The sequence below is a fragment of the Acinetobacter sp. YH12241 genome (genome assembly GCF_013417535.1).
Taxonomy (GTDB): Bacteria; Pseudomonadota; Gammaproteobacteria; order Pseudomonadales; family Moraxellaceae; genus Acinetobacter.
The window spans coordinates 96,798-110,287 of record NZ_VPDQ01000003.1 but is presented as its reverse complement, the minus strand read 5'-3'; the positions used below and the strand labels follow the sequence as shown (position 1 = coordinate 110,287).

General features: G+C 42.0%; 15 protein-coding genes and 2 tRNA genes. 10 read left to right on the top strand and 7 right to left on the bottom strand.

The window, feature by feature from the left end; all coding sequences use genetic code 11:
- Positions 1–167: 167 nt before the first annotated feature.
- From cysN to FTV18_RS03070, 5 genes are all read left to right on the top strand, one after another.
- On the top strand, positions 168–1,781 hold the full coding sequence (cysN, locus tag FTV18_RS03090) for a sulfate adenylyltransferase subunit CysN (RefSeq protein WP_180016794.1): 1,614 nt from the start codon (positions 168–170) through the stop codon (positions 1,779–1,781).
- A 147-nt stretch (positions 1,782–1,928) separates the two neighbouring features.
- Positions 1,929–2,195 carry a hypothetical protein gene (locus tag FTV18_RS03085; protein WP_180016796.1) on the top strand — a complete coding sequence of 89 codons (267 nt, stop codon included), beginning with the start codon at positions 1,929–1,931 and terminating at the stop codon, positions 2,193–2,195.
- A gap of 254 nt (positions 2,196–2,449) precedes the next feature.
- Complete coding sequence (locus FTV18_RS03080) at positions 2,450–2,965, top strand: PadR family transcriptional regulator (RefSeq protein ID WP_179992107.1); 516 nt, start codon at positions 2,450–2,452, stop codon at positions 2,963–2,965.
- 9 nt (positions 2,966–2,974) lie between these two features.
- On the top strand, positions 2,975–3,286 hold the full coding sequence (locus FTV18_RS03075) for a DUF3861 domain-containing protein (protein ID WP_125278733.1): 312 nt from the start codon (positions 2,975–2,977) through the stop codon (positions 3,284–3,286).
- Positions 3,287–3,304: 18 nt separating this feature from the next.
- Positions 3,305–3,565 carry a DUF2798 domain-containing protein gene (locus FTV18_RS03070; protein ID WP_180016798.1) on the top strand — a complete coding sequence of 87 codons (261 nt, stop codon included), beginning with the start codon at positions 3,305–3,307 and terminating at the stop codon, positions 3,563–3,565.
- A gap of 17 nt (positions 3,566–3,582) precedes the next feature.
- Here the strand turns inward: FTV18_RS03070 and FTV18_RS03065 are convergent, their stop codons facing one another.
- Both FTV18_RS03065 and FTV18_RS03060 read right to left on the bottom strand, forming a co-directional pair.
- Entirely contained in the window at positions 3,583–3,933 is a 351-nt protein-coding gene (locus FTV18_RS03065) for a co-chaperone YbbN (RefSeq protein ID WP_180016799.1), read from the bottom strand.
- Positions 3,934–3,957: 24 nt separating this feature from the next.
- Positions 3,958–4,398, bottom strand: coding sequence for an N-acetyltransferase (locus FTV18_RS03060; RefSeq protein ID WP_180016801.1), 441 nt, complete (start codon positions 4,396–4,398; stop codon positions 3,958–3,960).
- A gap of 129 nt (positions 4,399–4,527) precedes the next feature.
- Between FTV18_RS03060 and FTV18_RS03055 the strand changes: the two genes are divergently transcribed.
- The 3 genes from FTV18_RS03055 to FTV18_RS03045 all read left to right on the top strand — a co-directional run bounded on the left by FTV18_RS03055 (position 4,528) and on the right by FTV18_RS03045 (position 7,003).
- Complete coding sequence (locus tag FTV18_RS03055; RefSeq protein WP_180016803.1) at positions 4,528–5,520, top strand: NAD(P)H-quinone oxidoreductase; 993 nt, start codon at positions 4,528–4,530, stop codon at positions 5,518–5,520.
- 237 nt (positions 5,521–5,757) lie between these two features.
- Positions 5,758–5,958 (top strand): hypothetical protein, encoded by a 201-nt coding sequence (locus tag FTV18_RS03050; protein WP_179992101.1) that lies wholly within the window; start codon positions 5,758–5,760, stop codon positions 5,956–5,958.
- 139 nt (positions 5,959–6,097) lie between these two features.
- On the top strand, positions 6,098–7,003 hold the full coding sequence (locus FTV18_RS03045) for a YafY family protein (RefSeq protein WP_179992100.1): 906 nt from the start codon (positions 6,098–6,100) through the stop codon (positions 7,001–7,003).
- A gap of 131 nt (positions 7,004–7,134) precedes the next feature.
- Here FTV18_RS03045 and FTV18_RS03040 read toward each other — a convergent pair.
- Both FTV18_RS03040 and FTV18_RS03035 read right to left on the bottom strand, forming a co-directional pair.
- Positions 7,135–7,220 (bottom strand) — tRNA-Leu (locus FTV18_RS03040).
- 11 nt (positions 7,221–7,231) lie between these two features.
- A tRNA-Cys gene (locus FTV18_RS03035) sits at positions 7,232–7,305 on the bottom strand.
- A 153-nt stretch (positions 7,306–7,458) separates the two neighbouring features.
- Between FTV18_RS03035 and folD the strand changes: the two genes are divergently transcribed.
- Both folD and FTV18_RS03025 read left to right on the top strand, forming a co-directional pair.
- Complete coding sequence (gene folD, locus FTV18_RS03030; protein ID WP_004782941.1) at positions 7,459–8,307, top strand: bifunctional methylenetetrahydrofolate dehydrogenase/methenyltetrahydrofolate cyclohydrolase FolD; 849 nt, start codon at positions 7,459–7,461, stop codon at positions 8,305–8,307.
- A 263-nt stretch (positions 8,308–8,570) separates the two neighbouring features.
- A complete protein-coding gene (locus FTV18_RS03025) occupies positions 8,571–9,239 on the top strand; it encodes a methyltransferase (RefSeq protein WP_034704932.1) in 669 nt (222 codons plus the stop codon).
- A gap of 54 nt (positions 9,240–9,293) precedes the next feature.
- Here the strand turns inward: FTV18_RS03025 and FTV18_RS03020 are convergent, their stop codons facing one another.
- From FTV18_RS03020 to FTV18_RS03010, 3 genes are all read right to left on the bottom strand, one after another.
- The gene (locus tag FTV18_RS03020; protein WP_034590028.1) at positions 9,294–9,716 is read right to left on the bottom strand and encodes a hypothetical protein; all 423 of its coding nucleotides are present in this window, start codon (positions 9,714–9,716) and stop codon (positions 9,294–9,296) included.
- A gap of 136 nt (positions 9,717–9,852) precedes the next feature.
- A complete protein-coding gene (locus FTV18_RS03015) occupies positions 9,853–11,205 on the bottom strand; it encodes an MFS transporter (protein ID WP_218945520.1) in 1,353 nt (450 codons plus the stop codon).
- Between the two features lie 355 nt (positions 11,206–11,560).
- Positions 11,561–13,390 carry a phosphoenolpyruvate carboxykinase (GTP) gene (locus tag FTV18_RS03010; protein WP_034706283.1) on the bottom strand — a complete coding sequence of 610 codons (1,830 nt, stop codon included), beginning with the start codon at positions 13,388–13,390 and terminating at the stop codon, positions 11,561–11,563.
- Between the last annotated feature and the right edge of the window lie 100 nt (positions 13,391–13,490).

The following is a 13,490-nucleotide window of genomic DNA, read 5'->3' as shown; positions in this document are numbered from 1 at the left end:
ATCTTAAGAAATCTCCTCCTAAGAATCTCCTTGCGCAGCAGTGCTGCTCACCCTCTTTACCAAAGAGGGGCTTAAAAAAGCGGAGGAAAGTCCTCCTTTAGTAAAGGAGGATTTAGGTGGATTTGAAGATTAGAAACGATTTCAACGTATTTGTGGAGCTATGAGCGATGTCTCACCAATCAGAACTTATTAGCCAAGACATTTTGGCTTATTTGAAACAGCACGAAAATAAAGACTTATTGCGTTTCCTGACTTGCGGTAACGTGGATGATGGTAAATCTACTCTTATCGGCCGTCTGCTTTACGATTCAAAACTGATTTATGAAGATCAGCTGCAAGCGGTTACCCGTGACTCTAAAAAAGTCGGTACTACTGGTGATGCTCCTGACTTGGCACTGCTTGTCGATGGTCTGCAAGCTGAACGTGAGCAAGGTATTACGATTGACGTGGCTTACCGTTATTTCTCTACTGAAAAACGTAAGTTCATCATTGCTGACACCCCGGGGCACGAACAGTACACCCGTAACATGGCAACTGGTGCGTCTACTGCGGATCTTGCAATTATCCTGATCGATGCGCGTTACGGTGTTCAGACTCAAACACGTCGTCACTCATTTATTGCGAGCCTTCTAGGTATTCGTAATATTGTGGTTGCAGTGAACAAAATGGACCTGGTTGAATTCTCTGAAGCACGCTTTAATGAAATTCAGGCTGAATACAACGAGTTCGTGAACCAGTTGGGCGATCGTAAACCTGAAAATATTGTGTTCACGCCAATTTCTGCGTTGAACGGTGATAACGTTGTAAACAAATCACCAAATACGCCGTGGTACCAAGGTCAGACCTTAATGGAAACTTTGGAAACCGTTGAAATTACACGTAATACCAGCAAAGATGAATTCCGTTTCCCAGTTCAGTATGTCAACCGTCCTAACCTCGACTTCCGTGGTTTCTGCGGTACGATCGCACTGGGTGAAGTGAAAGTTGGTGATGAAATTGTTGCGCTGCCATCTGGCAAGAAATCAACAGTAAAAGAAATTGTCACTTTTGATGGCAATCTGGATCATGCTGTAGCTGGTCAAGCTGTTACGTTAACACTGAACGATGAGATCGATATTTCACGTGGTAACGTGTTGGTGAAAGCTGGCGAACAACCACTGATTTCACGTTCTGCACGTGCGTCTGTAGTGTGGATGAACGATCAACCGCTAGTCGTTGGCAAACTTTATAATGTGAAGTTTGGTACTCAAACTATTCCAGCGAAAGTTGCGAAAATTAACTACCGTACCAATGTCAATACATTGGAAAAACTACAAGTAGAGCAGCTGGATCTGAATGCGATTGCTGATGTCACTATCGAATTTGATGCGCCAGTGGTATTTGACCGTTATCAAGACAGCCGTTACACCGGTTCATTCATTTTCATCGACCGTCTAAGCAACGTGACTGTTGGAGCGGGTATGGTTGAAGCTGCAGTGGAATGGACTGCACACAATGAACCTGTAACTGCTGAAGCACGTGCTGCACGTTTGGGTCAAAAACCTGCTGCGGTGACAGTAACTGCAAAAGCACTGGAAAATGCTCAAGCACTTGAAAGCCTGTTGATTCAACAAGGTGTGGTTGCAATTGCGAAAGCGGGTCTGACTGCTGAACAGGTTACACTTGTTCGTGAAACTGGTGTAGTAGTCATTACTGACCTTGCAGAAGGTACAGATGTGACTTACGCGCAAGAAGCAGTTGAAGAACTGGCTGAGAAAATTGTGGAATTGGTTCGTCTATAAGACTGGACTGATTTTAAGAAAAACCCGCTGTAAGGCGGGTTTTTTATTGCCTGAATTTTGAATGTTTGAAAATCATTCGGTTATTCAAAATGTGATCTTTCAATTTATATGTAGCTTTATACAATGCTCCGTAGATGGGGGGAATGTATGAAAAAATTATTATTACTAGTTGGACTATGTGTAGCTTTTGGAGCAGAAGCCAAGCAGAGCAGCCAAAGTACGGAAGCAATTAAACAGAAGATTATTCAACAGTCGATTGAAAGCTATCCGGGAAATTGTCCTTGTCCATACAATACAGCGCGTAATGGTAGTCGTTGCGGCAAGCGTAGTGCTTATAACCGTGCTGGTGGTTATGCACCGTTTTGCTATCCGGAAGATGTCAGTGATCGGATGGTGCGAGAATATAAAAGTTAAAATTTAAGTTGAGGGACTAAGATTATAAATCATCTATTTTTATACATTTAGATAAGACAGTAACTATAAAAAAAGTTCCTAGTTAATTGTTGTAATCTCAACTGAGAAAATGGCTTTATAAGGAAGGATTTTTTCACAAGTATTTCGTGCCTATTTTTTCTTCTTAAATTTAACTTTTATTGCTTCACTTGAAATAAATTCAATATTATCTATGATAAGATATATCTTAATTAAATTTAAGATATATCTTTTGTATGTCTAGAACTTCTGATTCTGCATTAAAAGAAGAGCGAAAAAACTCTCCAAAACCTCGTAGACGGCTCTTTGAAGCAGGTGAAATGAAACTGCTCGTGCTGCATTTTATTGCTCAAGCGCCCAAGTTTAGCTATGACATTATTAAAGATGTAGCTGCGCTGGTTGGAGGTAACTATAAGCCGAGTACAGGTACGATCTGCCCAACAATTAACTATCTTGAAGAACAGCAATATACCCAAGTGATCATGAGTGTGGATGAACGTAAGCAATATCACATTACTGATAAAGGTCGTGAGCATCTGAAAGATAATCAGGAAACTCTACAAAGAGTTCTTAGCCGTTTTGAAACCCGTCGCCGCATTCAAGAAGATGAGCGCTATATCGATATCCATAATTCAATGGAAAGCCTGAAAGCTTCACTACGATTCAAACTGCAAAATGAACTTCGTCCAGAGCAGATCAGTGATATTGCTGCCCAGATTGAACAGGCTGCAATTAATATCCGTCAACTGTAGGAGCAGGACATGAAACAACATCTCTATGAAGTGACTGTTCAACATCTGGCTGATGCCCAAGGTAATCCATCAACCTATACTGAGGAGCTACAGTTTCAGGTGGGTAATCACGATGACATCTTTAAAATACTGGAAAAACTTCAAGCCAGTCAGTTGCTAGATGAGGAAAGTACCAAAGCATTTGTTATCGGCTTAAAACTGTTTAGTGAAGTCATGCTGGAAAATAAAGAGTTGCCACTCTTCAAGGAATTCCTGCCGCAATTTGCCCAGTTTATGAAATCCTTAAAACAGACAGTGAAAGCCCAAAGTGAAGAACAGTAAGTATTCTAAAGGTCATTTATGAAAAAGAATCTCCCAAAATTTCACCCAAAACATCTGAACTGGTTAATGCCCTTAATCCTTTCCGGCATTATGAGCGGTGCGATTTCCTGCTTTAATATGCTGCTGAATAGAGGTTGGAGCGATGCGTTTATCTCGCTATGGTTACATGCTTGGGGGCTGTCATGGCTGGTGGCATTTCCACTGATTCTGCTTGTATTGCCGCTGGTACGCAAATTCCTGATGCAGTTTGTGCAGATGTCAGATCAATCTGCTAAATAAGAAATTGCTTATTCGAATCAGTCGGAATCGGATGACTTATTCAGAACTTGAGACAAAATAGATTTCATTTCAGACAAGCTTTTCACACCCGCAATACGATGAATAATCTGCCCATTTTTAAAGATAAGAGTAGAAGGTAGGCCATAAACGTTATAGCGTAAGGTCAGAATCGGTGATTGATCGACATTGATTTTACCGAACTTAATTTCTGGGTTATGCCCAGCATATTGTACTGCCAGTTCCTCAAAAACCGGAAAATTTTGTACACAAGGCTTGCACCAGTCAGCATAGAACCGGTTCACAGCAAGGCCTTCAAACCATTCGAAGTTACTGTAATTATCTTCATTGTAGGGGATGACTGCTGACATGAATTTGCTCTCATCATTTCAAAATTAAGATTTAAACCAGCTCATAGTGAGTTCAGCTTGACCGGTATTCTCATCGATTCCTTGATTGATCATCTTAAAACCCTGCTTTTGGTAAAAATGAACTGCTGATGTATTTGCAGCATAGACATTTAAATGCAGCTGATTACATTGCTGTTTTAAGAAATCAACCAAACGGCGGCCATAGCCAGCACCTTGCTGCTCAGGATCAATGAAAAGTGCAGCTAATACATTTTCCGATTTTAATAATGAAACAAAGCCAAGCACCGTATGATTTTCTTTAAGGACATAGTTTTCTGCTAAGGGTAAATATACATCTCGCATTGGAAGCAGCTGATTTTCCCAATAATCAGCCGGAATAAAATCATGTGCCTTTAAAGAAGCCTTGAACCAGATCTCAAGAATAGCGTCGATATCCTCTACTTTCGCTTTTGTAATTATTGTCATCAATGGTCTTATATCAATTTACTAAATAGGCAGCTGATTATACATAAGTCCATGCTGCTTCAATCCATAGCATTTCTATGTTCAAATAAGTTCGAAAAATACGAAACATGAATATTAGGGAAAGAATCCATGACGCAATACAGCATGCAACAAGTCATCATTACAGAACCGGGCGGTGTAGAGAAACTCGCTTATGAAACCGTTGCCATCCCTGAGCCTAAAGCAGACGAAGTGCTGGTCAAGGTACATGCTTTCGGGATTAACCGTCCGGATATCTTGCAGCGTCAGGGCTTGTATCCAATGCCTAAGGGAGTGACTCCTGTACCGGGTCTGGAAGTTGCCGGTGAAGTGGTTGCAGTCGGAAGTGAAGTAAGTCAGTTTAAAGTAGGTGACAAAGTCTGTGGCCTGACCAATGGTGGTGGTTATGCAGAATATTGCGTTGTGCCAGAGAGCCAGACTTTAAACATTCCTGAAGGTGTGAGTTTTGTACAGGCTGCAGCGATTCCTGAAACTTTTTTCACTGTCTGGGCAAATGTGTTCCAGATGGGTAAGGCTAAGGCAGGAGAGACTGTACTGATTCATGGCGGTACCAGTGGGATTGGGACCACGGCCTTAATGCTATGTAAATCTCTAGGCATCAAAACCTTTGCGACAGCAGGTAGTGATGAAAAAATCCAGGCAATTTCACATCTGACCACAGGAATCAATTACAAGACCCAAGACTTTGAGCAGGTCATCAATGAAGCCACGGATAATGCTGGTGTAGATGTGATCTTGGATATGGTAGGTGCACCGTACCTGGAGAAAAACCTGAATCTGCTGCGTCGTGATGGTCGTCTGGTGTATATCGCATTCCTGGGCGGTGCTAAGGCTAAGGAGGTAAAATTGGGTCAAATTATGATGAAACGTTTGACCATTACTGGTTCTACCATGCGGGCACGCAATACGGCTGAGAAAGCTGAAATTGCCCAAGGCCTGAAAGAGCATGTGGCACCACTCTGGGCAAAAGGTGAATGTTTACCGATGATCTATAAAACCTTCAAGTTTGACCAGATTCAGGATGCGCATGCAGCGATGGATACAGGTGAACATATCGGTAAGATTGTGGTGGAAATCATCTAATTATTCTTGTGATAGAAATACTAAAAGCCAACTTTTGTTGGCTTTTATTTTGCATAAAAAACGATAACTAATTTAAATTAATTGCTTGAAATAGGGATACAAATTTTAAAAAACGGTAAAAAGTGTCGATTGTTCGACACAACCTGTCAAAACTGAGGAGTAAATTAGCGCTTAAATATAATCTGACTAAATTGTTTGGTATTAGATGAAATGTCACGTATTAAAAGGAAGTATATTATGAAGATAGTGTCCACCCCTTATACGCATGAACATGGCTTTCGTGCATTGAAGCGTTTGCATAAAGCGATTATCCGTAATCAGTTACTTCGTTCCGATCTACACAAGCTGTATCAAGCCATGTTGCATCTGGAACGCTATATGGAACGGCTGAGCCACTCAGCACCGAAACCTCACTACAAACGTCGTAAAAAAGCTTAAAAAACACCTTGCCTATTAGCCTTAAGTTGAAGTGAATAACTCTAATCTCGTTTTTATTTGGCTGTATAATTTTCCCATAATTTAAAAATTCTAAGCAGATGAATCATTGTGCTGCACAAGCGGCACGAAGAGGGTATTTATGAAGGGCAATGCGTCAACGCATGAGCGCCTCGCAGACCGTTTGGCAAATATTTTAACCAAACTTAATATAGGGCATCAGTTAAGTGTACAGGAGCTGGCACGAGAATTTCAGGTCAGCACCCGTACTATTGAACGTGATTTTGTTCGTCTGAATGCGTATTTACCGCTCATACAGGATCAAAATACCAAACGCTATTATCTTGAGCCTTCATATTTAGGGCGTTTCAAGTTGCAGGATATCCAGAATTTTGCACAGTTGTCCGGAATCAGTGAGCTGTATCCGGCACTGGATATGTCTTTTATTCGTGAATTGCTGGATGAGCGGGCAAATCAGGTATTTTCGGCAAAAGGTTATTATTTTGAAGATGCCAAACAGTTTGCCGAGCATTTCAAGCTGCTTGCAGGGGCGATCTATAAACGGCAGCAGATTGAGCTGCAATATTCCGAACAAACACGGATCATCCAGCCATACCGATTGATTCATCATCATGGCATCTGGTATCTGGCTGGTGTCACTGAAGCTGAACTCAAAACTTATCGTTTAAGTCAGTTGCAGGAAGTCAAACTGGTTTTTGAAAATGAAAGCTTTGAGCATGATCCTGAAGTTCTGAAAATGCTGGCAGATGAAGACAGCATCTGGTTTGGTCAGCAAAAACAGCAGGTTTTGATGAAGGTGCAACCTGAAGTCACGGTATTTTTTAAAGAGCGCCGTTTATTTCCGGAACAGCAGATCGAACAGGAATCAGAGTCTGGAGAATTGTTAATTAGTTGTCAGATTCGTCATGAAATGCAGTTATTGCCACTGGTACGTTACTGGCTACCGTATGTAAAGATCATTGAGCCGATTCATTTTCAGGAAAAACTGGAACAGGATCTGGAAGGTTATTTACGCTCTGCTGGATAATATTTTGAAAGCAGAGCAGGTTGGCGAATGCTTATAGAATTCTATTGAGAATTAGATTTAGCAAATTACAGGCATAAAAAAACCAGCTTTAGCTGGGTTCTTTATTTGCACCATCTTCAGTAGTAGAAGAATGGTGCCCGAGGCCAGACTCGAACTGGCACGCTTTGTGGGCGGGGGATTTTAAATCCCCTGTGTCTACCGATTTCACCACTCGGGCTTTAACAAGATTGGAGGCGGAGGTCGGAATCGAACCGGCGTCCACGGAGTTGCAGTCCGCTGCATGACCACTCTGCCACCCCGCCGCGTCTTGTTGATGCGTATATTATCAAGCTCTGAAAAAAAAACAATAGGATATTCATTTGTATGCGCATAAAAACAGCATATGGCGGAAAATATTCAGAATTATCATGTAGAATGTGCAAAATTGATTCATATCAACACTTGGGAGAAGTGCCGTGGCATTAGTTTTAGACGGTCGTGCATTGGCGAAGCAAATTGAAGCTGACTTGTTAACTCGCGTAGAAGCGCTGAAAGCAAAATCAGGTCGTACTCCAATTCTTGCGACTATTTTAGTGGGTGACGATGGCGCATCTGCAACTTATGTTCGTATGAAAGGCAATGCTTGCCGCCGTGTTGGTATGGATTCACTAAAAGTTGAGCTTCCAAAAGAAACGACTACTGAAGAATTGCTGGCTGAAATTGAAAAACTGAATGCAAATCCGGATGTTCACGGTATTCTTTTACAACACCCAGTACCTGCGCAAATTGATGAACGTGCTTGTTTTGATGCTATCTCGCTTGAAAAAGACGTCGATGGTGTGACTTGTCTGGGCTATGGTCGTATGGCGATGGGTGAAGCAGCTTATGGTTCTGCTACTCCTGCAGGTATCATGACTATCCTGAAAGAAAACAATATTGAAATCGCAGGTAAACATGCGGTAGTGGTTGGTCGTTCTGCGATTCTAGGTAAACCAATGGCAGCAATGTTGCTTGAAGCGAATGCTACAGTGACTATTTGCCATTCACGTACTCAAAACCTTCCAGAATTTGTAAAACAAGCTGACATTATTGTGGGTGCGGTGGGTAAAGCTGAACTGATCCAGAAAGACTGGATTAAACCAGGTGCAGTGGTTGTTGATGCTGGTTTCCACCCACGTGATGGCGGTGGTGTGGGTGATATTCAATTAGTCGGTATTGAAGAAGTTGCTTCTGCTTATACCCCAGTTCCGGGTGGTGTAGGTCCTATGACAATCACTACGCTGATTCGTCAAACTGTAGAAGCTGCTGAGAAGGCTTTGGGTTAATTGAAATTTTAATTAGTTACGGCGGAGTTGTATCGTTGTGACTATAGATGTAAGAAGCTCATTCGTTACTTTTGTTTCGGCAAAAGTAACCAAAACCATTTGTCATTCGCAGAACTCGTCATATTTCTTTTGCGTGGTTGATGTGTCGCAAAAACAGGACGAATTAGATTTCAGTCTGCCTCGAACAGCTGCGAATGACGTGGTCATGTATCCGATTAATGTATAAATTCCAATAAAGATATTTTCGCATCAAGGCTTTCTTCATGAGCTGTACTTTCCAATTTCCTAAAGCCCCTGAGCATTTACTTCAAGCCTTACACCAAGTTATTCCTAATTGTGAACTGATGGCACAGCAGCTACCAGAAACACCGATTTCACTCTGGCTGATTCCACCAGTCTTTCCGACAGACAAACTAGATGATGAAGTGATTCGTCGTATCTGGAATGATACGCCGTACTGGATCTTCTGCTGGGCATCAGGATTGGCCATGGCACAGTGGTTGCTGGCTGAACCGCATCATGTCAAAGACAAAGTGGTACTAGATTTTGGTGCAGGATCAGGTGTTGTTGCTATTGCAGCGAAAATGGCAGGAGCCAAACGTGTGATCTGTTGTGATATCGATCAGGTCAGTCTGAATGCCTGTCGTGCCAATGCTGAGTTAAATGATGTTGAGCTGGAATATCTGGATGATCTCTATAAAGCAGAACAGGTGGATATACTGCTAGCGGCAGATGTGCTTTATGATCAGTGTAACCGTTTCTTCCTGGATGAATTCCTGAAATTTGCACCAGAAGTCTGGGTCGCAGATAGTCGGGTGAAAAATTTTAGTCATCCGCAATATCTCAAACTGGATGAACGTAGTGCGACTACCTGGCCAGATCTGGATGAATCACCAGAATTCCGTAATGTCAGCTTCTATCGAACTAAATAACATCCAAGAATTGAAAAAGAAAAAAGGGCATCAAGCCCTTTTTTATGCTCTGTTTTATGAGCAGGTATAGCGAATCACACGTACAGTGGTAGGGCGAGCTTCTAATGCCTCTCGGGCACCCGGATTTTCACTGTTATATAAATCAGGTGTATTACTCAAACTGATTTGGGTGCGGCTATCCCCGAGTTGACGGCCATACTGAACCTGTTCAGGAGTTGGGTTAACTATTTCCTGACTATTAATAATCTGGATATTATAACTTTTAGAGGTTCCAAGAACTTGTCTGCAAGCAGCCTGTAACCTGTTTTCATCCTGACTTGGTCGTCCTGCTAATGTATAGCTTAAGGTTGCGGAATTTTCTGAACGTTCCAGAATTTCATAACCGGTCTGACCGTTAAATTGTTGAGGTGCCGTCTGACATGCTGTCAGGCCTAAAGTGCCGATAGTTAAGCCGAGTAAAAAAACTGTTTTTTTCATCATGATGATTTCCCGTATTTTTATCAGACAAGTATGCCATAGCAACGAAATAGCGGAATGGCAGTAAACATAAAATTCCAATAAAAAAGCTTTCCGAATGTTTCCATCCGGAAAGCTCCTAAAGCAATACAGTTACTTAGTCATCAGTAATCATGCTGTGCTTTTTAGTGTCTTTCATAAAGACATAAGTGAGCAGCGACAGGCCAATCATAAAAGTAATGTAATAGAAGAAGTAGTTTTCATGGCCGGCATTTTTAAAACTTAAAGCTACCAGTTCTGCTGTACCCCCAAATAGTGTATTGGCAATCGCATAAGGCAAAGCTACGCCTAAGGCACGGATATGGGCAGGGAATAGCTCAGCTTTCACTACGGCATTAATCGCTGTGTAACCAGTCACAATCACCATACCACTCATACACAGCATGAATGCTGTAGTTGGGTTGGTAGTTGAGCCTAAGCCATTAAAGATAGGAATGGTAAATAGTACACCAAGCACACCAAAAGCAATCATGATTGGCTTGCGGCCAATTTTGTCAGAAAGTGCACCCACAACTGGTTGCAATAACATGAATACAAAGATCGCAAGAGTCGTGATTTCAGTCGCTGTGGTTTTTTCAAAACCTGAAGTGTTCACCAGATATTTCTGCAGATAGGTAGTGAAAGTATTGAAAGCTAAAGTACCACCTGCGGTCAGCATGATCACGGTAAATGCCTGTTTAGGGTATTTAGTGAATAATGCTAAGGCACCGGATTTAGGACCACCTTTTTTCGCCTGTTCAACAGCCTGTTTTGAAGATTGTGTTTCTACCAGACCGCGACGGATCCAGAACACCACAATCGCTAAGAATGCACCAATCAAGAAGGGAATACGCCAGCCCCATTCAGTGAGTTGTGCTTCAGTCAAAGTGCGTTGTAGGAAGATCAAGACACAGAGTGCCAATAGTTGACCTGAGATCAGGGTCACATACTGGAAGCTTGAGTAGAAACCACGATGATTTTTACCTGCCATTTCAGTCAAGTAAGTGGCACTTGAACCGTATTCACCACCTACACTCAAACCTTGTAATAAACGAGCAAATAACAGCAGCGCAGGGGCGAGCATGCCCACTGAATCATAGGTGGGTGCACAGGCAATAATCAGGGAACCGACACACATCAAAGATACAGAAAGTGTTAAACCGGCTTTACGACCCTTACGGTCAGCGTAAATCCCCATAATCCATGCGCCAATCGGACGCATCAAGAAACCAAGTGCGAATACAGCAGCAGCCTGAAGAAGTTTGACGGTATTGTCGCCATCAGGGAAGAACTGTGAAGCGAAATATAAGGTAAAGGCTGCATAAACATACCAGTCGTACCATTCGACCAGGTTACCTGCAGAACCACCGAGAATAGATTTAACCCGTGTTTTACGATCAAGCTGCGGTGTAGCAGCTTCAGGAAGTGGCTGATTCACAACATTGCTCCAAAGGAATGCTGTAAAACACATCTTTTTTAAATTTTCATTGCTATAAAATCTAAAAAGTTATGTTTTAGTGAGAGAGAAAGTGAGGAGATTTCATATACTTATACGCCTCCAAGTTTTCTCTTTTTATAGGACTTTAGTCTTAATAAATAATGTAGTTTTCAAATATTTTTATAAAACATAAATTTACCATTTGTTTAGAGTAATTGCTTGATTTTTATATTGGATTAACTGGTTAAATGCTGTTCTTTAAGGGGATTAATGAATGGTAAAGGTAGTTTTTATTTAGATGTAAAATAGATTAAAAAATTGGCTTTAACCTTATCTTAAGGTAATAAAAAAGGCCGCTTACGCGACCTTTTTAAAATTAAATCAGCAATTAAGCAGATTTAACCGCTTCAAGAAGTTCAGCTTGGCGTTTTTTCAACGCTTCTGGCAGACGATCACCCAATTTGTTGAACAATTCAGTGTGGCTTTCAAGTTCTTTGATCCATTGATCTTTGTCTTGAGAAGTTACCAGGTCAAATTGTTCTTTAGTGAAATCAGAACCAGTCCAGTTTAGCTGTTCGTAAGTAGGTACACGGCCGATTGGAGTTTCAACAGCATCAGCACGACCTTCACAACGATCGATGATCCACTCAAGAACACGCATGTTTTGACCGAAACCAGGCCATACGAAGTTACCTTCAGCATCACGACGGAACCAGTTCACGTTGTAGATACCAGGAAGCTTGTTACCAGCAGCAGCAGCTTTCTCGCCAACTTTCTCACCCATTTCTAACCAGTGAGTGAAGTAGTCAGCCATGTTGTAGCCAGCAAATGGAAGCATCGCAAATGGGTCGCGACGAACGATACCTTGTTGACCAACAGCAGCAGCAGTTGTTTCAGAACCCATGGTTGCAGCTTTATAAACACCATCAACCCAGTCAAATGCTTCTGAAATCAGAGGCACTGTGTCTGCACGGCGACCACCGAAGATGAACGCAGAAATTGGAACACCTGCTGGATTTTCCCAATCCGCATCGATAGAAGGGCATTGACCAGCAGAAACTGTGAAACGAGCGTTCGGATGAGCCGCTTTTTCTTCGCCAGTATGTGGTTGGCCTTTCCAGTTAGTCAGATTCGCAGGTGCTTCTTTAGTCAGACCTTCCCACCAAACTTCACCGTTGTCAGTTACAGCAACGTTTGTATAGATCACGTCTTTATGAAGCGTTGCCATACAGTTCGGATTCGTTTTGGTATTTGTACCAGGAGCTACACCGAAGAAACCAGCTTCAGGGTTAATTGCATATAAGCGACCATCTTCACCTGGTTTGATCCAGGCAATATCGTCACCTACAGTTTCAATTTTCCAACCTTCATAACCTGCTGGTGGAATCAGCATTGCGAAGTTTGTTTTACCACAAGCAGATGGGAATGCAGCTGCGATGTAGTGTTTTTCACCTTTAGGACTAGTTACGCCAAGAATCAGCATGTGTTCAGCTAACCAGCCTTGTTGACGACCCATATAAGATGCAATACGTAAAGCCAGGCATTTTTTACCTAACAATGCGTTACCGCCGTAACCAGAACCAAATGACCAGATTTCACGAGTTTCTGGGTAGTGCACGATGTATTTTTCTTTGTTGCAAGGCCAAGCAACATCTTTTTGACCTTCTTCAAGTGGTGCACCCACAGTGTGTACGCAAGGAACAAATTCACCATCTGTACCTAGAACGTCATAAACAGCTTTACCCATACGAGCCATTTTAGACATGCTGACTGCTACATAAGGAGAGTCAGTTAATTCGATACCGATGTGCGCAATGTGTGAACCCAATGGACCCATAGAGAATGGAACCACATACAGGGTACGACCTTTCATTGAACCATCAAACAGACCATTCAATTTTTCGCGCATAACTGCTGGATCTTCCCAGTTATTGGTCGCGCCAGCATCTTCTTTATTTGCAGAACAGATAAAAGTACGGTCTTCAACACGAGCAACGTCAGAGGGATCAGAATTTGCAAGATAAGAACCAGGATGTTTCTCTTGGTTAAGCGCTTGCATTGTGCCGTTAGCGATCATCAAGTCGATATAACGTTGATATTCTTCTGCGCTACCGTCACACCATTCAATTTTTGCTGGTTTTGTTAATTTAGCAATTTCTTCCACCCATGCAATAAGCTTAGGGTGACGAACGAATTCTGGTGCGTTCACTTGGGTCATGGTGAGGCCTATCTCAAATGTGTACAAAATTTTGTACAAAGTACAATCTGGTCAATAAAATACTGGCCAGATGAAATATGAAAAAAAGTGGCTGTATTAA